Consider the following 20722-nt stretch of genomic DNA (forward strand, 5'->3'; position numbering starts at 1 on the left):
AAAATAAAAATGATATCTTTGCACCCTTAAAATTATTTAATATATTATAATGAAATCAATTACAATTCAAGGTACAAAAAGAGAAAGCGTGGGCAAGAAGTCTACTAAAGCCTTACGTGATGCTGAATTAGTTCCTTGTGTTGTTTACGGAGGTACCGAAACTTTAAATTTTTCTGCTGAAGAAAAATCTTTTAAAGCTTTAGTTTATACTCCAGAAGCACACACGGTATCTATTGAGGTTGACGGAAAAACGATTCCAGCAATTCTTCAAGACATCCAATTTCACCCATTAACAGACAAAATCATCCATGCTGATTTTTATCAGATGTCAGATGACAAACCAGTCGTAATGGAGGTTCCTGTAAGACTTACAGGTCGTTCTAAAGGTGTTGTTGCCGGTGGTGCAATGAGACAGTCTTTCAGAAAATTAAAAGTAAAAGCAATCCCTGCTAATTTACCAGACGAAATCGTGGTAGACGTTACTCCATTAAAGATTGGTAGCAAACTTTATGTTGGTAGTATCAAAGCAGAAGGATTCTCATTTATGCATCCAGACAACGCAGTAGTAGTTGCTGTTAAAATGTCTAGAACTGCTGCCAAAGGTGGTGCAGGAGCAGATGATGAAGATGAAGAAGAAACTGCAACTACAGAAGGAGAAGCTCCTGCTGCAGATGCAACAAGTGCAGAGTAATTCTACACTTTATATTATAAAAGTCCCGCCCAGCAATGAGCGGGACTTTTTCTTTCTAGTAACAGCTACTTTATTCACAGGTCAGATCTCCTGTTTAGTACTACAGCCAATATTCCCCAGTGTCAAATATTTTAATTATTTTTACTTTATCAAAAAAGTCGTCGTGGTCAAAAAATTCGTGAGTTTATTTTCGCTTTTTATAATTACTATTTCATTCGCACAGCAGAATGAAGAGTTTAAAATGGTGAAGAACTATTACGATTACCAAAGGCTGATGTTGAATAAGGAATTCAAAAAGCGATTTGATCAGGAAAAGGATCCTTCCAATAAAGTTGCTGTTAGAAACGATTTCCAGGAGTTTATGGTAAAGCTGGACAGTATTCAAAATAGCGCTTTTGTAAACGCATTGGTAAAAGTGAAAATTCGCGAAGATTTAAGCCGGTTTCAACTTCAAACGCAGCCTTTAGTTTTGAATGAAAATCCGAAAAAGTCTGACTTGAATAGTAATGCCAATTATCCAGGCGGTTTTAATTTAATGAAACAGCAAATCATTGACTTGTTTTACACTGACGCTATTTTAGCCGATCAGAAAATGATGAAAACCGACTTACTATTTGTGGTTGAAAAAGATGGTTCTATAAGTTCTGTTCAAGCAGAAGGAGATAATTTTACTTTCAACCGACAGGCAGAAATAGCGCTATATCTTCTCCCAGAGAGATTTTCGCCTGCGTTTATCAATGGTACAGCGATTCGATACAGATTTAGATTGCCCGTCGCTATGGATTTTGATTATCTTAAATAATTTTATTGGTAATAAACATTTTGTATCAATATTAATTTTATATTTGATAAAAAAATACATGAAAAAATTACTACTTATTACTTCACTCGTTTTTGCATTTAGTGCTAAAGCCCAAGAAGATTCTTCTGACAGACAAAATGATATTATGATCAGTCCGATCGAATTGATCGCAGGACCAGCTTTGAATGTTTCTTACGAAAGGCTGCTGAATAAAGATTCTGGTATTGGTATTAATGTCGCAGTTCTTTTAGACAATAATGATGACGGCGATGGTTTGCAATCGCAAATTTCACCTTATTACCGTATGTATTTTGGTAAAAAATATGCCGCTGGATTTTTTGTAGAAGCGTTCGTACCAATTACCATGTCAAATGATGCCATATATACGCCGTACTATGGACCGGGTTATTATGTGTCCGAATACAGATATGAAAAAAACACAACCATTGGTGCCGGAATTGGGTTTGGTGGTAAATGGGTAGCCCGAAGAAATATTATCTTCGAAGCAAGTTTAGGAATTGCCAGAAGATTTGGGATGAATTCTGAATATAGTGATACACCAGTTACAGGAAAAGGAATGTTAGGGATCGGTTACCGCTTCTAAGCATTGAAAATATTTTAGAAAAAGGTTTAGTTTTGCACTGAACCTTTTTTTATTTAAAGTTTACAATTTAACAACTCAAAAACCTCACTATGTTTACCGACGAATATTATATGAAGATGGCGCTGCAGGAAGCCCAGATTGCCTTTGAGCAAGATGAGGTTCCCATCGGCTGCATCATTGTTGCTAATGATAGAATTTTGGCTAAGGCTCATAATTTGACGGAAGCCTTAAATGACGTAACTGCCCACGCAGAAATGCAGGCGATCACTTCTGCCGCTAATTATCTAGGAGGGAAATATCTACAAAATTGCACGATGTATGTCACGCTTGAACCTTGCGTGATGTGTGCGGGAGCTTTAAACTGGTCCCAGATTTCTAAAGTAGTGATTGGTGCTCGGGATGAGCAACGGGGTTTTATCAATAAATCTTTAACGCTTCATTCAAAAACAGAAATTGTTTTGGGCGTGATGGAGCATGAATGCTCGTTGATTGTAAGAGAATTTTTTAAAAATAAGAGATAGTAAATTCTTTCCGGTGAATTTCTGCGAGTGAATTTTTACAAGTAAATTTCCGTTGGAATGAAATTTTTAAAAGTGAATTTTATTTTCGAACTTCGATACATTGACCATTGACCATTGACCATTGACCATTGACCATTCGCTTTTTACAAATCCTGCCCCAAATAATACAATCCTTTCAAAGTATGCAAGCGATCTGCGATCTGAATTTTATCCGTTAAAGGCTTATAAACATGAGAAACCCCACCAGTTGCAATCACAAAGCAATCATCTTTAACTTCGTCATTGATACGATCTACAAAACCTTCAACCATTCCTAAATAACCGTAAACCATTCCACTTTGCATGCAGGAAACCGTATCTAAACCAAGTACCGATTTCGGTTTAATTAATTCGATTTCTGGCAATTGAGCGGTATCGTGAATTAAAGAATTCAACGCCGTAATAATTCCTGGAGCGATGATTACACCTATGGTTTCTCCGCTTTCATTAATACAACTTGCAGTCAGGGCAGTCCCGAAATCAAAAACAATTTTCTTTTTATCCGCTGGATAAAGATGATGCGCAGCAACTAAGTTTGCGTAAATATCAGTTCCCATTTGTTTTGATTTTGGCTGAACTCCCGATGGAGTAGTACGATCAACGATAATGGGTTTTTTATTATGAATTTTCTGAATAGCTCGACTGACATCGTGAGTCAACTGTGGCACTACTGAACCTATAATGATCTTTTCAATTTTATCAGCTTCGATCCGATGGGTCTGATACATCATCATAAACTGCATCTGCATCTCGTCGCTGGTTCTGTACGGTTTGGTATTTAGAATCCAGGAAATATCGCAGTTATCATCATCAAACAAACCGAATCTGATATTGGTATTTCCTATATTTATTACGATGGACTTCATTAATTTCTATTTTTCCGTAGATTTCAACTACGGTTATTTATAATTGAATTTATATGATTCTCTTATTTCACCTCCACCAAATTGTCTTCCAGATTGATATCTGCCAAACGTTTAGAGAAATCAATTCCTAAAGCAGAAATCTGAGATTTATTGTAAGGAATTGTTAAAGTATATCCTTTCTGAGTCCACGGCCAGTAAGGCATGGTTTGAAAATCTCCATAAATATCTTTCGTTTTCCAGGTGTGAGTCATATTTAAAGGAATCTGAAAATTAACTACTTGTTTATCTTTCGTTAAAATCGAGAAGTCAATAGGCATTGGAACTGTTCCTTTATTCTCTAAAGTGATTGTGGTAGAATTTTCTCCGTATTTAACATCTTTAATTCCGTAATCAATCGTTTTAGTAGTGTTGATCCAATAATGATGGAACCATTTTAAATCCATTCCAGAAATCTTTTGTGCGATATGCATAAAATCTCTGTCGGTCGGATGTTTCAAATGCCATTCATTATAAAATTCTTTCATAACTAAGGCTAAATTTTGTTCACCCATGATGTAGCCTAACTGAATCAAAAACATTTCACCTTTATAATAAGTTGCAAAGGAATACGCTGTTCCATTATCGTGATGATCGCCTAACCAACCTGCAGGTTCTTCAATTCCTCTTTTCACAAAATTTCTATATCGGTCGATACTCGTTGTAAAAGGATTCGGTTGTGGAGTTTGTGGCGGGAATAGTTGATACATAATATAATCATCGTAATAACTCGTAAAACCTTCATCCATCCACGGACGAACGCTTTCGTTATAAGCCATCATTTGCTGATTCCAGGAATGTCCACCTTCGTGAACCATTAAACCAACTAGGCCATCTAAAGTTTTAGCTTCACCCAGCATCATCGTCGCCATTCCGTATTCCATTCCGCCGTCGCCACCTTGAATAAATGAGTACGATGGATAAACATATCTACCGTAAGTCGCGTTCATTATTTGGAAAAACTTGGTTACATAAGGTTTTGCCTGTTCCCAATATATTGTTTTCTCTGATTTCTGGTAAACGAAATTTACTTTCGGTCCGTCCAGAATTACAAAGGATTCCACGGTGTAATCCCGATCTGCAGCCCACGCGAAATCGAGCATATTTTTCGCCGTCCATTTCCAGGTCGCTTTGTCTTTTCTGTCGGTTTTAATGGTTGCTTTTGCATCGTAACCTTTAACTTCTGAAGGGTTTTCTAAAGTTCCACCCGCACCAATCACATAATCCTTATCGATTTTAATATTGACTTCAAAATCAGAAAATGGGGCGTGAAATTCTCTTCCGATATAATCGAAAGTTGCCCAGCCGTCATAATCATATTCTGCAATTTTTGGATACCACTGGGTTACGGTCATATCAATTCCTTCACGGTTATTTCTTCCGGCACGGCGAATCTGCATAGGTATTACAGCGTCCCATTCCATGGTAAATGTGGTTTTCGAATTGGCTTTAAGTGGTGTATTCAAATAAACTTTCATCACGGTTTCTTGAATTTCAAATTTCAAATCCTTCCCATTTTGTTTAATCCAGTGAATATTTTGGGCGCCTTCTTCATTCTTTGGAATAGAAGCTAAGGTTGAAATACCATTATTCTGTAATCTCGAATCACCGTTCTTGCCTTGACTCGCAACGCGCTGATCCATCATAGATCCAGGTTTGAAAGCATTCCAATATAAATGAAAATAAACCACTTTCAGTTCGTCGGGTGAATTGTTGGTATAATTTAAAGTTTGATTTCCGTTGTAGGTGAAGTTTTTCGCATCGACATCAATATCCATTTTGTAATTGGCATATTGTTGATAGTAGGCATTTTTCTGTGCTGATGATAATCCGAAAAATAAAGTGAGAATAATGAGAAACCCTTTGTTCATAGTATTTTAAATTTTGAAACGGAAAGATAAGAATTTTTGAATTTATGGGAAGATTTAAGCCAAGAAAAAACCCTTTCAGCATTGTTAACTGCTAAAAGGGTTTGCTTTATTTCTTTAATTAAAGATTATTTTTTAGAAGCCATTCCGCTTTTCAAAATTTTCTCTAATATCCTTAAAGTAATTAAGTAAGTCGGTTTTACTCCTGTTAATCCCAAACCACCTGAAGATAGCGTAGAGCCGGTTTCCAAAGGATTGTCTGACGCGTAATAAGCGTACATTACAAAAAGATCTTCTGAAATGTGATGGCGAATTTTCGAGGCAACCTGAATTGCTTTTTGATAATGCGCACCTTCCATTTCCAGTCCGATTGCTTTCCAGGAGGTATCCATGAAGTATCTTAAAATATCTTTATTCTGAAGCGAAGTTCCCAGCACGGAAACCATTCCCCCTTCAAAAGCTTGAATTTCATCATCTTCGAAATCTTCTAATTTCAAAGCATTTTCAAATGGATAATTATCTGCCGTTCCCTCAAACACGTGAGAAGTAGGAATCATAATATCTCCTTTTCCACCTTGTAAGATTCCAGCTTTGCCCATAATTGAAATGGATTTCACTTTCATCGTGTAGATTTCACCATTAAAATCGTAAGGACGTAAAAGTTCGTCCATTACTTCAAATGCTTGTTCACCAAATGCATAATCAAAAACCAATATAACATCATCGCCAGAATATTTTAAATCTGCAAATGGCGTATTTTTTAAATCAGTCTTAGATAAATCGATAATTTGAACATCGATATTACTTCCACTTTGATCATTGATATAAATTAATCCTGCTTCTTGAGAATGTGCTAGAACTTTTTCCTGCAGGGATTTCTTGTTAGAAATCTCTTCATACATTTTATAATCTACATTCTTGGTCGCTTTCTTTCCGATGGAATCGTTGGCAAAAAGCATATTTTTCACCGAGTGCATGTTGGCTGAAATAATGTGCAAAGGTCTCATCTGCAAATTGTTTTCTGCTAAAACCTGTTTTACTTTATTTGCCCATTTTTCACCAAAAAAGTGATGACCCACTCTTTCGCGAAGAATCGCCGAGAAATGAACTTCTCTTTCTCTGATTTTTTTATAATCATTAAAACTTTCGTTTCCTAAATGATAGATGATTTTGAATAACCGATCAGGATTTTCATCATCACCGAAATTATTATAAGCATTTAAGGTTTCATCAAAAGTTCTTCCTAATAAGGAAGAAAGATGAATCAGTGCCACTTCTTTTTCTTTTCTACTGAATTTTTTATCGCTCGTCGCAACATCTTCAATAATCTTCCAGGCACGGCTTGGTTTATCATTGCTTTCTGCATTAAAAGCCAAATTGCGAATTTTATCTGCTTCTATATATAAGAAGGTAAGGTGAGTCAGGATATCGTAAATTTCTGAACGACCCAAAAGAACTTCGATGTTCATTTGATGCTCGTCGATACGATAACAGTTTCTTCTTCTCTTTTTTGGAACAATCACTTCGAAACTTCCTTTGTCGAAACCTTCATCGGAGGTAAGATGAATGAATGAACATTCCTCAATTCCTTCTGGAAGTCGATCTAGAACATAAAGAAGTCCATCTAACTCTATTTTATTAGGAACGCCCATCGTTCCATAAATTTCGGGGTTGATTGTTGTAAGTAAGGACCGAAGACTTTCTCCGGAGATTCCGGCTGGTTTGAAAAAACCGCGATAGAATAGGTGACGCATAGAAACATAAAGTCTTTCGATTGCCTCAGTGGTTTCTCTTGCTCTTGAATTTACCATATTGTAAAATTTCACACAAATATAAGGAATTAGTTCTTAAATGTACCGTGTTCATTAGATTGCGATTATAATTAATGTATTATTAATATTAAAACTGTTAGAATTTTTTTTAAGTGAGAGATTTGATCTTAACGAACATAAGTAAGGTGATTTTTATTTATACAGAAAATATAAAATTTATATAAAATTATATTTAATTTATCATTGACCCTAAAAAATAGAGGTAAATGTATTTTGTTTTTATATTTTTTGTAATTTTACCCCACCAAAAACAACAAACAATGTCAAGTTTAAGATTTAAAGCGTTAGAATTAATTTCTCAAAAGGATTTTAGAAAAATAAACGCAGTGGAAGTTCCCGCAAAATTATCTTCATTATTTTGTGAAAACGTATTCTCAGAAGAAACAATGAGAGAGTATTTGACGAAAGAAGCATTTACCTCCATTCAAAATGCAATTAAAAGCGGCGTGAAAATTCAGCGTGATGTTGCCGATCAGATTGCAGTTGCCATGAAAGATTGGTCTTTAAGCAAAGGAGTTACTCATTATACACACTGGTTTCAACCGTTAACTGGATCAACGGCAGAAAAGCATGATTCCTTTTTCACTCCATTTGAAAGCGATCGTGCAATTGACCGATTCTCTGGTGGAATGTTAATTCAGCAAGAACCAGATGCATCTTCATTCCCTAATGGTGGAATCAGAAATACATTTGAAGCACGTGGTTATACCGCTTGGGATCCTACCTCTCCAGCATTTATTATGGGAACGACTCTTTGTATTCCATCTATCTTTATTTCTTACACCGGTGAAACATTAGATTATAAAGCACCTTTGCTACGAGCTTTAAATGCTGTAGATGAAGCTGCGACCGATATTTGTCGTTCTTATTTTGATAAGAATGTAACTAAAGTTAGTCCTACTCTCGGTTGGGAACAAGAATATTTCCTAGTTGACTCTGCCTTGTATAATTCAAGACCAGATTTAGTGATTACAGGAAAAACGCTTTTAGGGCATTCTCCTGCAAAAGGTCAGCAATTGGATGATCATTATTTTGGGTCAATTCCTACTCGTGTAATGAACTTCATGAAAGAGCTGGAAATTAAGTCAATTCAATTGGGGATCCCTGTAACGACTAGACATAACGAAGTTGCTCCAAATCAGTTTGAATTGGCGCCAATGTTTGAGGAAGTTAACGTGGCGGTAGATCATAACTCCTTATTAATGGATTTAATGGCGAGAGTTGCGCACAAACATCATTTCCATATCCTGTTCCACGAAAAACCATTTGCTGGCGTAAACGGAAGTGGAAAACACAATAACTGGAGTTTAGCAACAGATACAGGCGAGAACCTTTTAAGCCCAGGAAAAAACCCTAAAAAGAATTTACAGTTCTTAACATTCTTCGTAAATACTTTAAAAGCAGTTCATGATTATGCAGACCTATTAAGAGTAAGTATTGCTTCTGCTGGGAATGATCACAGACTTGGAGCGAACGAAGCGCCACCAGCGATTATTTCTGCCTTTATCGGTTCTCAATTGTTCGGAGTTTTAGAAGAACTGGAAAAAGTGAAAGACGGAAAATTATCTCCAGAAGAAAAAACAGATCTTAAATTAAATGTCGTTGGTAAAATCCCTAATATTTTATTAGATAATACCGACAGAAACAGAACTTCACCGTTTGCCTTTACCGGAAATAAATTTGAAATCAGAGCCGTTGGTTCTTCAGCGAACTGTGCAGAAGTGATGACCGTGATGAATGCCATTGCAGCTAAGCAATTTAAAATGTTCAAAATAGAAGTTGATGCCTTGGTTGAAGATGGCTTGAAAAAAGACGAAGCAATCTTTAATGTATTAAGAGAATACATTAAGGTTTCTAAAAACATCATGTTTGAAGGTGACGGTTATTCCGAAGAGTGGGCGATCGAAGCCGCAAAAAGAGGGTTGAATAATTTAAAAACTACTCCACAAGCTTTAAGCAGAGAATTAGACCCGAAATTTATCGCACTTTACGAAGAACTTGGGATTTATACCCATCGTGAGTTGGAAGCGAGGAATGAAATAAAATTAGAGAAATATTCTACGGTAATTGCCATTGAAGCAAGAGTAATTGCTGATATTGCGAGAAACCATATTATTCCTTGTGCGTTAAATTATCAAAACCGATTAATCGAGAACGTAAAAGGCTTGAAAGAAATTTTTGATAAATCAGAATTTCAAACTTTGGCGAAAGAGCAGATGAGTTTGATTAGAGATATTTCTGGTCACGTGAGTATTATTAAACTGGAAGTAGAAAACCTTCTTGTAGCAATTGAAGATGCCAAATCAAAAGGCAGCTCTCGAGAAACGGCTGAGTCCTTCTGCGAGGATGTAATTCCTTTCTTCGCCAAAATTAGAAATTCATCTGATGAATTAGAGATGATGGTCGACGATGAGCTTTGGCCATTGACGAAATACAGAGAACTTCTGTTCACAAGATAAATCGCACTTCTTTTAAATTTGTAAAGCCCTATTCGTAGGGCTTTTTTGTGGTCTTAAAAGTTTTCTACTTAAATGTCATAGAAGAATCCAATATACTTAATAGATTAAAAGTATAAATGTTAACAAATCTTAATTTAAATAAAAAAGCAATCCCTTAAATAAAGGGATTGCGAGGATTATTCTTTTAACATTATAAAAAATACTGTTAAAATGTGTTAAAGTAGCAAGTCCGAGTGGGTGATTTCACCCTCGGTTTTGCCCGAATACCTACTTTTGTATTGCTTTTTAAACCAAATATTACGTTTTAACACGGAGAATCATATATATATGAAGAAAAGAATTTTGTTTTATTGTACCGCTATGTTCGCTACATTTTCACTACAGTCATGCGTTTCTAACTATGTAGTTTCAACACCGACTACTTACTCTAATGAATACAAATCAAATGCCAAACTTGCATCTATAGATAATAAGAAATTGGCAGTAGCTAAACAACAGTTGCTGAATAGTTTCAAAGATGAACAAGTGGTTGCTGCCAGAAGTTTAGAAACGATTGTTAAGAATGAGGAAATCGCAAAAGCGGTTCGTTTCTCTAAAAAAATAGACGATATCTTAACAGAAGCAGAATCTTATTTAGGAACTCCTTATAGATATGGTGGAATGACCAGAAGAGGAATTGACTGTTCAGCATTTGTATTATCAGTATTCGGTGCCAGTGCCGGAATGAACTTACCAAGAGTAGCAGCTTCCCAAGCACAAGAAGGAGAGAAAGTAGAAAAAAGCGAGCTACAAAAAGGAGACTTGGTTTTCTTTTCCCACAGTAGAGGTAGAATTTCTCACGTAGGTATCGTAGAAAGTGTCTCAGAAGAAGGATCAGTAAAATTCATACACGCAGCCACTTCAAGAGGCGTAATGATTTCTTCATTAAATGATTCCTATTGGGGACCCAAATTCAGATTTGCCAAAAGAGTATTATCACAAGAAGTCTTCAATGACAACTTAGCAAACAATTCAAATTAAATAATTGATATTTTAAAGAAAAAGCCACCTTTTAGGGTGGCTTTTTTGGTTCTAAAAATGAAGAGTTATTATTTGTAGAAGCATAACAGTTTTCGCTTCTTTCAAAACCCGTCCTGCTCTTCGTTGCAATTCCTCATTTCGCCGCTCTCCGCTTCTGCGGATTGCGCCTCATTCCGGGATTTTCACTGCGATCAGGGCTAGAAGATCAACTGGTTTTTTTTCAGTAGGATTTTCGTATAAAAAATTGTTGCGTGTTTGTATATTGAATGCGTTTTTCCTTATACTTAAATCTGCAGATTTAGAATGTTTTTAAATCTGTTTTTGAAATAAACCCCTGCCATCAAACATTTTAGGTAAGAATATTGTTTTTCATAGATGCAGAAAGTTGCGTATATTTGATAGTTATCTGCAATGCACCAAACCGCAATCAAAAGATATAATGAAACAAATTTTTATTTTTTTATTGATTTTTAAAGGCGCCTTTTTTTACAGTCAAGAAAGTGAATTAAAAAGTTGTAATGTAAAATATCAAATTGACACTACGAACTTTAACAAATCTGGATTTTTCAAACTTCAAATAACAAATTTGGAATCAATCAAACTGAAAATTCCACGAACTTTTAGTATGATGCGAATACAAGTGCAAAATTTGGAAAAATATGACAGAGAATTACAGAATTTTACGAAAGAAAAAAACGCTTTCGTAGATGTTAATTGTACAAAATGTAATGAAAAACAATTCAAACTAAAATCAAATGAAACATTTGTATATAATCTGGACATAAACAACCTTTATCTTGTAGAAAAAAAATTAAACCAGCAAAACGCTAAATATAAATTCAATTTATTTTTTAATTCTATTGATTTCCGTTACAACCAAAATAAGAAATGTTATATCGATAATTACGAATCACCCAAAATAATTTACAAAACAAAAGAAGAAGCACTGTAGATAACAAAGTATTTCTACAAGCGGGTATGAAGTTTTCATCGAAGATTTTAGCGCTTAATTCAATTTTTAGCACGTAGAAAGTTTTCGTATTTTTATCCCGCCTGCAGAAATACCCAACCGTTAGGCGTAATTAGATGAAGACACTGTATACAATCATATTGCTACTTTTCACAGGAACTTTACTCGCACAGAGTTCCAAACAGACCATCGAAGTTCATTACAACTTGTATGCTACTGACTTTGACAATCAAGAATACTTGTATCAGACCAGACAACTAAATTTTAAGCAATCAAAGAAAGTCGATCAACTCTTAAATGAGCTGAAAAATATAAAGTCAGTAAATCAGATTTTTAAAGAGACGAATATTGACACAATTTTAATCAAGCAAAACCCTGAACAACTTATCAAATTCTATGATGATAAATATATAAGATGGAATGCCCAACAAGTAAGTTTTATTTCTGAAAAGTTAAGCCAAATTGAAACCTATAAAAAACACTATGAAAATTATCTTGAATTAGGCTGTTGCGTCCATATGCACCAACGGTACAGGGATGAATACGTAATGAAAGTTTTTGAAAACGGAACTTTGAAAAATATCTTCACTTCAAGAAAATCATTACCTAATTCAAAAAAGTTACCCTGGACAGACAGTAGAGATTTAAAAAATTACAATCAAAATGTAGACAAATTATTTTTTGAAATCATTGGCTCTAAAAAACAATATCAAGAACTGATGATCGGAAATGAATTGACAAAACATTTAGTCACGAAAATTATAGATTACCATAAACCAAATTTATACGAATTGTCAGCATATGACTATTTTGAAGAACTTAACGAACTCAAAAGCGATTTTGAGATTTTGAATATTGGAGAAATTTATGGAAGTGGCAGATACATATGGAACGAATCAAAAACGTATTATGCAAGGCTGACAAATAGTCTAATGATGCCTCAAGTAAATATTATGTTTTTAGCCACCAAAGAAGGAAGGTCAATTTATTCAAGAGATAGTATTAAATCTGACTATAAGGACATAATTAATCGTGTTCAGAAAGTTGAGTTTTTAACGAACTATGTCTCACAAAACCAGTCTGTAAAACTTGACATATACTATTTTAATAACAAGCCTATAAACGATTACAATATTGACAGCTTTAATAAAAACTCTAAACAATGGATAAAACACGACACGTTTTTGGAGAGTATTAAAAAGTATGAAGACGTAGAAACTAAGCCGGCCTATGCAAATGAAGATGCTATAAGAGTTTCAAAAGAATTGTATTGTGGTTGTAATTTCAGATTCAAAAAGGAATTTACGGAAAAAGCAATCTTCCTCGAACTTAACGACAAAGAAAAAAAAGAAAACTCTGTTTGGTATCTTTTACCTGACGATACCGTTTTACTATACATTATGCAGGGCGACAAAGTTATCGACTATGATTACACGAAATTTGGGAAATTTCCAGGTATTCAATATCCGTGTGTTTTGTTTGATTTAAAAGGAAATATTATTGATAGGAAATAAAAAACGGCAGGTAACATGGGTTTGGTAATAGCGGACGGAACGTCTAAAATTCAAGTTTTGTGCATCGGTTGAAATTTGTATTTTAGTTGAAAGTTTCGTCTTTGAAATGCGCGACATCGCCAAGCCCCGAAACGTTAGCGATAATGTTAGACCGAAACGAAATAGATGACATGAATCGAATTTTTAAATAATTACACTTGAATAGCGAAAATTTTTGACTCGGCGAATATTTGCCGGATTTATAGATTACACAATTATCTTAAGCATTTCATTTATTTATATTTCTATTTTTGGAAAGATGAATGATGACGGAGAATATTCAGTTACCGGAATTAAAACAGTGCCGATATTACTTTTCTGGTTTACTTATTTATGTTTAATCGAAACATTCTTAAACGCAACTTTAGGAAATTACATTGTAAAGCTTAAACCTGTGGACTTAAATACTGGAAAAGAAATAAATTTAAAACAATCTTTTTTAAGACATTGCGTCGACATAATTGATATGTTTGCGTTTGGAATTGTCGCTATCATAATTATAAAAAACTCTGAAAAAAGTCAACGCTTAGGAGATTTATTGGCTAAAACTAAAGTAGTTAAGGTTCAATAAAAATACTACTGCTAATATGTTCTACGACAAAACTACGCGGAAATTTACTTCGAGGTTTTGTAACTAGGTGGTTTTTTGCAAATATAAAGTTGGGTTTATTTATTCACGCTTGCAGAAATAAATCACCGTTACTCCCGTTTACACCAAACTATTCCGATCCGTATAATTCGGTTTAAAGAAGATAAACGCCATAAACAATAATAAACAGAAAAATTATCGAACAAACAGACGAAATATTTAGACACTTTGAAAAGTATATAAAACTTAACGACAGTTTAAAAAACGAACTTTCTAACAGAATTGTTTTCAAGACTTTTAAAAAGGGAGAACTTGTTCATGATGCTAATAAAATCTGTACTAAAAGCTACTTTATCCAAAGAGGATTATTACGAACTTACTTTATCAAAGACGGAAAAGAAATTAGTGAATATTTTTCAGCAGAAGGAGAATGGAGTAATTCACCCAGAAGTTTCAGCACAAGACAATTGGATATATATTACATTGATGCGATAGAAGATACAGATGCATTTCTTTTAAATGTAAATGACCTAATGTATATATTTGAAAATTTCCCCGAAATGGAACGGTATGCAAGATTATCAATGGGAACTGTTTTCGGTCACTTTATGGAAAGAATAACGTCAATGCGATTTACAACTGCAAAAGAAAAGCACAATCACTTTATTGAAACATATCACGATATTCATCATAGAATTCCACTTGGAATGATAGCCTCCTATTTGGGAATTGCGCAAGAAACATTAAGCAGAATTAGAGCCGAAAAGTAATTTTTTGATCTAGGTCAAAATTTATAAAGAATTTAAGCCTCAACTTTGTCTTTCAACATTTTAAAATAATAGAAATGCAAAACTTAAAACATCTCATTTTTGGATTATTACTGATTATTTCTTCCAACTCATTTGCCCAAACCATATTAGAAACGCCCAATGTGGAAAGTAAGTTATATGTCGGAGATGGAGTAAATCAACCTTTAATTGTTGGGCTTGGAGGTTCTGAAGGAGGTAACGCCTGGACAAGCGACTATTGGAAAAAAACAAGAGATCAATTTATTGAAAAAGGATACGCATTTTTAGCAATTGGTTATTTCGGAGCAAAAGGGACACCTGATAAATTGGAAAAGATCGCTATTGAAGATGTGCATTATGCTATTGAAGTTGCCAAAAAGAATAAAAAAATTAACAAAGAAAATATTGCTATTATTGGTGGTTCCAGAGGTGCAGATTTGGCATTGCTTTTAGGAAGCTATTACGACGATATTAAAGGCGTTGTTGCTATTGTTGCCAGTAATGTGACTTTCCCAGGAAACACAAATCACTTTACTACCTCTACCTGGACGTACCAAAATAAAGAATTGCCTTTTGTTCCTGTAAATGATGAAGCAGTTCCGTATCTGATGAAAAACGATTTACGAGGTACATTTGAAGCAATGTTGCAAGATAGCATTGCAGAAGAAAAAGCCTTGATAAAAATTGAAAAAATTAACGGACCAATTCTATTAATTTCGGCAACAAAAGATGAAGTTTCTCCTTCGACACCAATGGCAGAAAAGATGATCACCATACTTAAAACTTACAATTTCAAACATAAGTATGAACATATTGCTATTGAAGGTGGGCACTCAGCACCACTAAAACATTTTGACTTAGTTTTTAAATTTTTGGAAACCAATTTTTCAAAATAATAAGAGGAAAAAAACGCTAATATATAATAAGGGTTTTTAAAAGAGGAGAATTTGAACTTGGGAATTTAAAGCGAACTTTAAAAATGAGAATTCAATGAAGCAAATAGTTCTAATATTAGTAATTGGAATCAATTTTACCTCTTGCAAACAAAGTAAAGTCAACGGAATTACTATCGGCAATACTTTGTACGAGAACCAAACCCTTGAGGAAAATCAGGAACTACGTAAGTTAGTCCGACAAACTTTGAACAAAGATCAAAACGCATTAGTAAAACTCAATGACTTTTGGTGTGGCGAAGGAGCAGGCTGTTACGACCTGGGTTTCATCCTAACACAAATTGTTTATAGACTTGGCGAAAACGATTTTAATACAATGCTGAAAAAAATTGACACCAAACATTTAGTAGGACTTGAAAGTTTAATTAAGGTTGGTCTGGAGTACGGTGACAATAATCAAGATGGAAAAATGGATAATAATAAATTCGAAACTGAATTTCCAGAATTATTAAATATATTAAACACTAAAAAGCAGGAGAAAAAGCCGAACGACATTCTATTACAAAATTAACGTCGAAGCTTTCATCTAACTCCCGTTTACACCAAACTATTCCGATCCGTATAATTCAGTTTAAAGAAAATAAACGTCATCATTGAAAATGCCAATAGTGAACTTCCACCATAACTAAAGAAAGGAAGCGGAATTCCCACCGTTGGGAAAAGTCCCATCACCATTCCTAAATTGATGGAAAAGTGCATGAGTAGTATTGACGCGAAGCTATAACCGAAGACGCGGTTAAAGGCTGATTTTTGCTTTTCTGCTAAGTAATAAATTCGGCCGATAAAAATAGAATAAAGGATCACCAGCATTGTGCTTCCGAAAAATCCCCACTCTTCACCCACCGTACAAAAAATATAATCGGTACTTTGCTCAGGAACAAATTTTCCTTGGGTTACAGAACCCTCGCGGTATCCTTTCCCCCAAAAGCCACCAGAACCAATCGCCGTTTTTGAATACAGTAAGTTATACCCAGAGGTGTCTCGGAAAGCCTTTTCTCCTTTGTATAAAACCTCAATTCTTTCACGTTGGTGCTTTGGTAATTTTTCCAAAATATGAGGCGCTCCATAAGCTAGTCCACAGAGAATTCCGACAACACCAACAATGGCTGCCACCGATAAAAAATTCCAGTGAATTTTGTACGAGTTTAAAAATAGTACAATTGCACTAATTAAAACGATTGCAATAACCACATATAAAGGATCAACTGCAAGTGCAACCAGAAAAACGCTGGCGAAAATTAATCCAATTCCGAAAACCCAGCCCGACATTCCTTCGCGGAATAATGCAATAAAGAATGCAATGAAAACAAGTAGTGAACCTACATCCGGAATCATTAAAACAACAACTGCCGGAATCCCGATAATCGCTATTGTAGTCCAGATCGATTTTTTATATTTTAAATTGAAATCAGGTCCAGAAACATAATTAGCTAACATTAAAGCGGTTCCGATTTTAGCAAATTCTACAGGTTGTAAACTTACCGCCCCGAACTTGTACCAGTTTTTCTGACCAAGTATTTCTGTTCCAAACGGAAATAAACCTATCAGCAAAACTACGCCTCCAATGTAGATGATACCAGCCATGTTTTCGAAAAATTTTGCTCTGGTCGCAAAAATAATAATTCCCACAAATACTGACACACCAAGCCAAATTGCTTGCCTTGTTCCACTTGCTTGGTCCACACTATAAATGTTAGCCACAGCGAAAGCACACAGCAGAAAATAGAGCGAAAGTCCTAATTTGTCAATTCCTTGTGCCCACTTCATTTTTTTGCCCGCGTTTTTAATTTAAGTATAATAGAATCTCTTTTATTCAGAAGTTGCTTTTTCTGTTCTGCGTCTTTTACAGTTCTTAATTTTTCTTCGATATTGGAGAGAAATAAAGAATCTTTGCTCGGTTCTTTGTACAGGCCTTTTCTTTTAAGTTCTACAACCCATTGTCTTTTGTACTCAGGCATGAAACTCGCGTTCACCAGTTTGTTGTAAAGATGTTCCCGTTTTAAATCTCCTGTTAAATATTTTTCAGCAATTACAGCCGCGGCTGGTCCGGCCCAGGTTGATCCAAATCCTGCATGTTCCATTACTGCAGCAATAACTATTTTTGGATTTTCTGCAGGAGCTGCTAAAACAAAGATGGAGTTGTCTTTTCCTTGCGGAACTTGAGCGGTTCCGGTTTTTGCCAACATTGTAAAATCCTTGGATTTTAAACTTCGTGCAGTTCCGTTTAGTACCACCGCTTCCATTCCTTTGATGATAGGATCGAAATGTTTTGGATCGACTAAGGTTTTATGTTTTACTTTGAATCGTGGATCCGGATTTGGTTTTCCATCAATTGATTTTACAATGTGTGGGGTAAAATACCAACCACGGTTAACGATTGCCGCAACAGAGTTTGCCATCTGCAAAGGAGTTAGCAGAACGTCTCCTTGTCCCATTCCATTAAAAATAGAACCATTCATAGTGTAGGCAGAGGTCCAGTCTTTTTTGCCACCACTTCTTTTTTCGTAAAATTCTCCACTTGGGATTCTCCCTTTCGAGCCAACTGCTAAATCATTATTAAGAAATTCACCGACTCCAAAACTGCTCATTATTTTTTTCCATTCGTTCACTCCGCGAGTCGGATCTCCTGGATATTTATTCATAATGGCTATAAAAGCATAAGAGAAATAACAGTTGCTGGAAACCTGAATTGCGGGAACTAACGGATCAGCACCACCGTGACCTTTAACTCTTAAACCGCGATAATTAAATCCACCACCGCATGGAAAAATAGTTTTTTCATCCATCACTCCCATTTGCATTGCTGCAGCTGCAGTGAGTAATTTAAAAGTAGAACCTGGTGGATAAGCGGCTTGCAGAGACCGGTCAAAAGTTGGACGATTATTGTAAACCGTATCCATTTGCAAGCGGTATAAATTTCTGGTTTTATTTGGACCTGAAAAAAGATTGGGATCAATGTCTGGCCCAGTTGCTAAGGCTAAAATTTCTCCGTTCGTGGGATCGATTGCTACAATTGCACCTTGCTTATTCACCAGCATTTCTTCGGCCATGCGCTGTAAATCATAATCGATGGTCAGCGTAATATCTTTACCTGTTACGACATCTTTGTCTAAGGCGCCGTCTTTATAAGAACCAATGCTACGTAATCGAATATCTTTTTGAATGTACTGAACTCCTTTCGTTCCGCGAAGATCGTTTTCATAAGATTTTTCAATTCCTGTTTTTCCAATGAAATCTCCCGGAAGATAATAGATTGAATCTTTTTTTAATTCCCTTTCATTCACCTCGTTCGTATAACCCAAAAGGTTTCCAGAAGTAGAAACTTCATATTGTCGTTGAGGTCTGGACACAATACTAAAAGCAGGATATTTAAATATAATTTCCTGAATTCTGGCAATTTCCTCGCGACTCATATTTTTCATAAAAGTCATCGGAGTTAATTTCGAATAGTATCTTTCCTTTTTAATGGAATTAATAGTTTTGATGAAATCCGGTTTGGTTATCTGTAGTAGATTACAGAAATCCAAAGTATCGAAGTCTGCTTTTAACAGCGCTGCCGTAAATGAAATTTCGTACGAAGGCTGATTTCCAACCATGATTTTTCCGTTTCGATCAAAAATAACTCCACGTTGTGGAATGATGTATTCTGTTTTGATGGAAGTATTGGCGGCATTCAAAGCATATCGATCTGTGAACAACTGCAAATAGGCAAGCCGAGCTATAAAAATTATAGCAATAAGAGATAGAAAAACGGAGATTTTTAAAAATTGTGGTTTCAGACTTTTTGTTTGATTTTAAATGCCAAAGCGTAAATAATGATAAAGATAAATGAAATCGCACTCGTTGCCAACACATTAAGGAAGATATCGAAAAATCTACTAAACTTAAAAATTTCGATATATTGAACGAGTACCTGGTGAATGAAAATACTCATGAAAATAAAAAGTAAAAACTGCGACCATTGTAGAGATTGAAAGGAGAAGAAATCCGTAGAAGTATCCGTAGAAGTTCTAAAAATTAAGGTTCTAAAATAGGCGATAATTACCGTAGCCAAAGCATTGATTCCCCACGTGTAGAGAAATGCATCGATCCCCAATCCGAGGATAAAGCTCAAAGCCAGGAATTGAAATTTATTTCGAAAAAATGGGTAAAACATTACGAACACTGGATAGATTACCGGTGTGTATTTTCCAAAAAGAGTAATTCTATTCAAAACGAAAATCTGCAATGCAATCAGCAAAACAATAATCAGGATATCTGTAAAAAGGGTTCTACTTATCATTTCTCTCTTTTTATAGTCGCTTGCAAAGTATCTTCGATTTTTCTAACCTCTGCTTTTTTAAGATTTTTAACCACATAAATTTTGCTGAGGTTACCCATTTTCTCACTGAGTTCTACTGAAATATCCCAAAAGCCGGTTTTACTGTCAACTTCATAACCTGCGACTCTTCCAATGGTTATTCCTTGTGGGAAAATAGCTGATTTACCGTCAGTTACCACCGTGTCTCCTACTTGTAGTGGAACATATTTCGGCACATCTGACAAATGCATAATTCTGGAATCATCACCTCGCCATGTTAAAGTCCCGAAATAACCTGACTTTTTAAGTGAGGCATTAATTTTAATTTTATTTAAACTTAATATGGATTGAACCAAAGAATAAGAATCGGTTGTATTAATAACGATTCCAGCAATTCCTTCCGGAGCCATAACGCCCATTTTTGGAAGTATGCCATCTCTTTTTCCGCGATTGATGGTAAAGTAATTGTCTTTTCGATTGACGCTGTTGTAAACAATTTCACCATCAACGAAAGTATAAATTTGTCCGCCACCAATAGTGTCATGAACTTTTCTGAATTCTGGATTTACTGCCGCTTCCTTTCCATAAAGCTGCGTCATTAAACTTTTGTTCTGGGCCACCAGTTTATCATTGGTTTGCTTCAGTTTTAGGTATGAAGCTCCTTCGTCAATATAGCCGGAAACCCACGAGTTAAATGCAGCAGATTGCCCTGCAATCCACGACTGTTGCATTGAGTTTCTGCTGAAAATCAATACGATAGCTATGAGTTGCAGAAATATAAAGAAGACGAATAAACTGTTCTTCGAAAACAATCTCAGCAAAAATCCCATC

General features: G+C 35.2%; 20 protein-coding genes. 13 read left to right on the forward strand and 7 right to left on the reverse strand.

Annotated elements, in window-relative coordinates:
- The first annotated feature begins 49 nt into the window (after positions 1-49).
- The 4 genes from ACEYOS_RS00325 (at position 50) to ACEYOS_RS00340 (ending at position 2618) form a co-directional block, all read left to right on the forward strand.
- A complete protein-coding gene (locus ACEYOS_RS00325; protein ID WP_373710260.1) occupies positions 50-691 on the forward strand; it encodes a 50S ribosomal protein L25/general stress protein Ctc in 642 nt (213 codons plus the stop codon).
- Between the two features lie 163 nt (positions 692-854).
- Positions 855-1493: an energy transducer TonB gene (locus ACEYOS_RS00330; protein ID WP_373710259.1), complete on the forward strand. Its 639-nt coding sequence runs from the start codon at positions 855-857 to the stop codon at positions 1491-1493.
- A 58-nt stretch (positions 1494-1551) separates the two neighbouring features.
- Positions 1552-2097 carry a DUF3575 domain-containing protein gene (locus tag ACEYOS_RS00335; RefSeq protein ID WP_373710258.1) on the forward strand — a complete coding sequence of 182 codons (546 nt, stop codon included), beginning with the start codon at positions 1552-1554 and terminating at the stop codon, positions 2095-2097.
- An 89-nt stretch (positions 2098-2186) separates the two neighbouring features.
- Positions 2187-2618, forward strand: coding sequence for a nucleoside deaminase (locus ACEYOS_RS00340; protein ID WP_373710257.1), 432 nt, complete (start codon positions 2187-2189; stop codon positions 2616-2618).
- A gap of 143 nt (positions 2619-2761) precedes the next feature.
- On the opposite strand, the gene ACEYOS_RS00345 is transcribed toward ACEYOS_RS00340, so the two are convergent.
- The 3 genes from ACEYOS_RS00345 to ACEYOS_RS00355 all read right to left on the reverse strand — a co-directional run bounded on the left by ACEYOS_RS00345 (position 2762) and on the right by ACEYOS_RS00355 (position 7238).
- Positions 2762-3523: a type III pantothenate kinase gene (locus tag ACEYOS_RS00345; protein WP_373710256.1), complete on the reverse strand. Its 762-nt coding sequence runs from the start codon at positions 3521-3523 to the stop codon at positions 2762-2764.
- Between the two features lie 62 nt (positions 3524-3585).
- Positions 3586-5430, reverse strand: a complete 1845-nt coding sequence (locus ACEYOS_RS00350; protein ID WP_373710255.1) for a M1 family metallopeptidase — start codon at positions 5428-5430, stop codon at positions 3586-3588.
- A gap of 125 nt (positions 5431-5555) precedes the next feature.
- Positions 5556-7238: a hypothetical protein gene (locus ACEYOS_RS00355; protein ID WP_373710254.1), complete on the reverse strand. Its 1683-nt coding sequence runs from the start codon at positions 7236-7238 to the stop codon at positions 5556-5558.
- 281 nt (positions 7239-7519) lie between these two features.
- Here ACEYOS_RS00355 and ACEYOS_RS00360 point away from each other — a divergent pair, with 281 nt between their 5' ends.
- The 9 genes from ACEYOS_RS00360 to ACEYOS_RS00400 all read left to right on the forward strand — a co-directional run bounded on the left by ACEYOS_RS00360 (position 7520) and on the right by ACEYOS_RS00400 (position 16102).
- Entirely contained in the window at positions 7520-9718 is a 2199-nt protein-coding gene (locus ACEYOS_RS00360) for a glutamine synthetase III (RefSeq protein WP_373739259.1), read from the forward strand.
- A gap of 327 nt (positions 9719-10045) precedes the next feature.
- Positions 10046-10738: a C40 family peptidase gene (locus ACEYOS_RS00365; RefSeq protein ID WP_373709699.1), complete on the forward strand. Its 693-nt coding sequence runs from the start codon at positions 10046-10048 to the stop codon at positions 10736-10738.
- Positions 10739-11177: 439 nt separating this feature from the next.
- A complete protein-coding gene (locus ACEYOS_RS00370) occupies positions 11178-11690 on the forward strand; it encodes a hypothetical protein (RefSeq protein ID WP_373709700.1) in 513 nt (170 codons plus the stop codon).
- Positions 11691-11824: 134 nt separating this feature from the next.
- Complete coding sequence (locus ACEYOS_RS00375) at positions 11825-13222, forward strand: hypothetical protein (protein ID WP_373709701.1); 1398 nt, start codon at positions 11825-11827, stop codon at positions 13220-13222.
- A 214-nt stretch (positions 13223-13436) separates the two neighbouring features.
- The gene (locus tag ACEYOS_RS00380; protein WP_373709702.1) at positions 13437-13832 is read left to right on the forward strand and encodes an RDD family protein; all 396 of its coding nucleotides are present in this window, start codon (positions 13437-13439) and stop codon (positions 13830-13832) included.
- A 336-nt stretch (positions 13833-14168) separates the two neighbouring features.
- A complete protein-coding gene (locus ACEYOS_RS00385) occupies positions 14169-14345 on the forward strand; it encodes a hypothetical protein (protein WP_373709703.1) in 177 nt (58 codons plus the stop codon).
- Between the two features lie 38 nt (positions 14346-14383).
- Positions 14384-14620 (forward strand): hypothetical protein, encoded by a 237-nt coding sequence (locus tag ACEYOS_RS00390; RefSeq protein WP_373709704.1) that lies wholly within the window; start codon positions 14384-14386, stop codon positions 14618-14620.
- Positions 14621-14694: 74 nt separating this feature from the next.
- The gene (locus tag ACEYOS_RS00395; RefSeq protein WP_373709705.1) at positions 14695-15534 is read left to right on the forward strand and encodes an acyl-CoA thioester hydrolase/BAAT C-terminal domain-containing protein; all 840 of its coding nucleotides are present in this window, start codon (positions 14695-14697) and stop codon (positions 15532-15534) included.
- Between the two features lie 94 nt (positions 15535-15628).
- Entirely contained in the window at positions 15629-16102 is a 474-nt protein-coding gene (locus tag ACEYOS_RS00400; RefSeq protein WP_373709706.1) for a hypothetical protein, read from the forward strand.
- A gap of 26 nt (positions 16103-16128) precedes the next feature.
- On the opposite strand, the gene rodA is transcribed toward ACEYOS_RS00400, so the two are convergent.
- Genes rodA through mreC form a run of 4 tightly spaced genes read right to left on the reverse strand, consistent with a single transcriptional unit; the run spans position 16129 to position 20721 of the window.
- A complete protein-coding gene (gene rodA / locus ACEYOS_RS00405) occupies positions 16129-17358 on the reverse strand; it encodes a rod shape-determining protein RodA (RefSeq protein ID WP_373709707.1) in 1230 nt (409 codons plus the stop codon).
- Positions 17355-19370 (reverse strand): penicillin-binding transpeptidase domain-containing protein, encoded by a 2016-nt coding sequence (locus tag ACEYOS_RS00410; protein ID WP_373709730.1) that lies wholly within the window; start codon positions 19368-19370, stop codon positions 17355-17357. The genes rodA and ACEYOS_RS00410 overlap by 4 nt, the downstream gene beginning before the upstream one ends.
- The gene (locus ACEYOS_RS00415) at positions 19367-19873 is read right to left on the reverse strand and encodes a rod shape-determining protein MreD (protein ID WP_373709708.1); all 507 of its coding nucleotides are present in this window, start codon (positions 19871-19873) and stop codon (positions 19367-19369) included. Before ACEYOS_RS00415 ends, ACEYOS_RS00410 begins: the two co-directional genes overlap by 4 nt.
- On the reverse strand, positions 19870-20721 hold the full coding sequence (mreC, locus tag ACEYOS_RS00420) for a rod shape-determining protein MreC (protein WP_373709709.1): 852 nt from the start codon (positions 20719-20721) through the stop codon (positions 19870-19872). The genes ACEYOS_RS00415 and mreC overlap by 4 nt, the downstream gene beginning before the upstream one ends.
- Position 20722: the final 1 nt, after the last annotated feature.

Origin of the sequence: Kaistella sp. (assembly GCF_041824135.1) — a bacterium.
Classification (GTDB): domain Bacteria; phylum Bacteroidota; class Bacteroidia; order Flavobacteriales; family Weeksellaceae; genus Kaistella.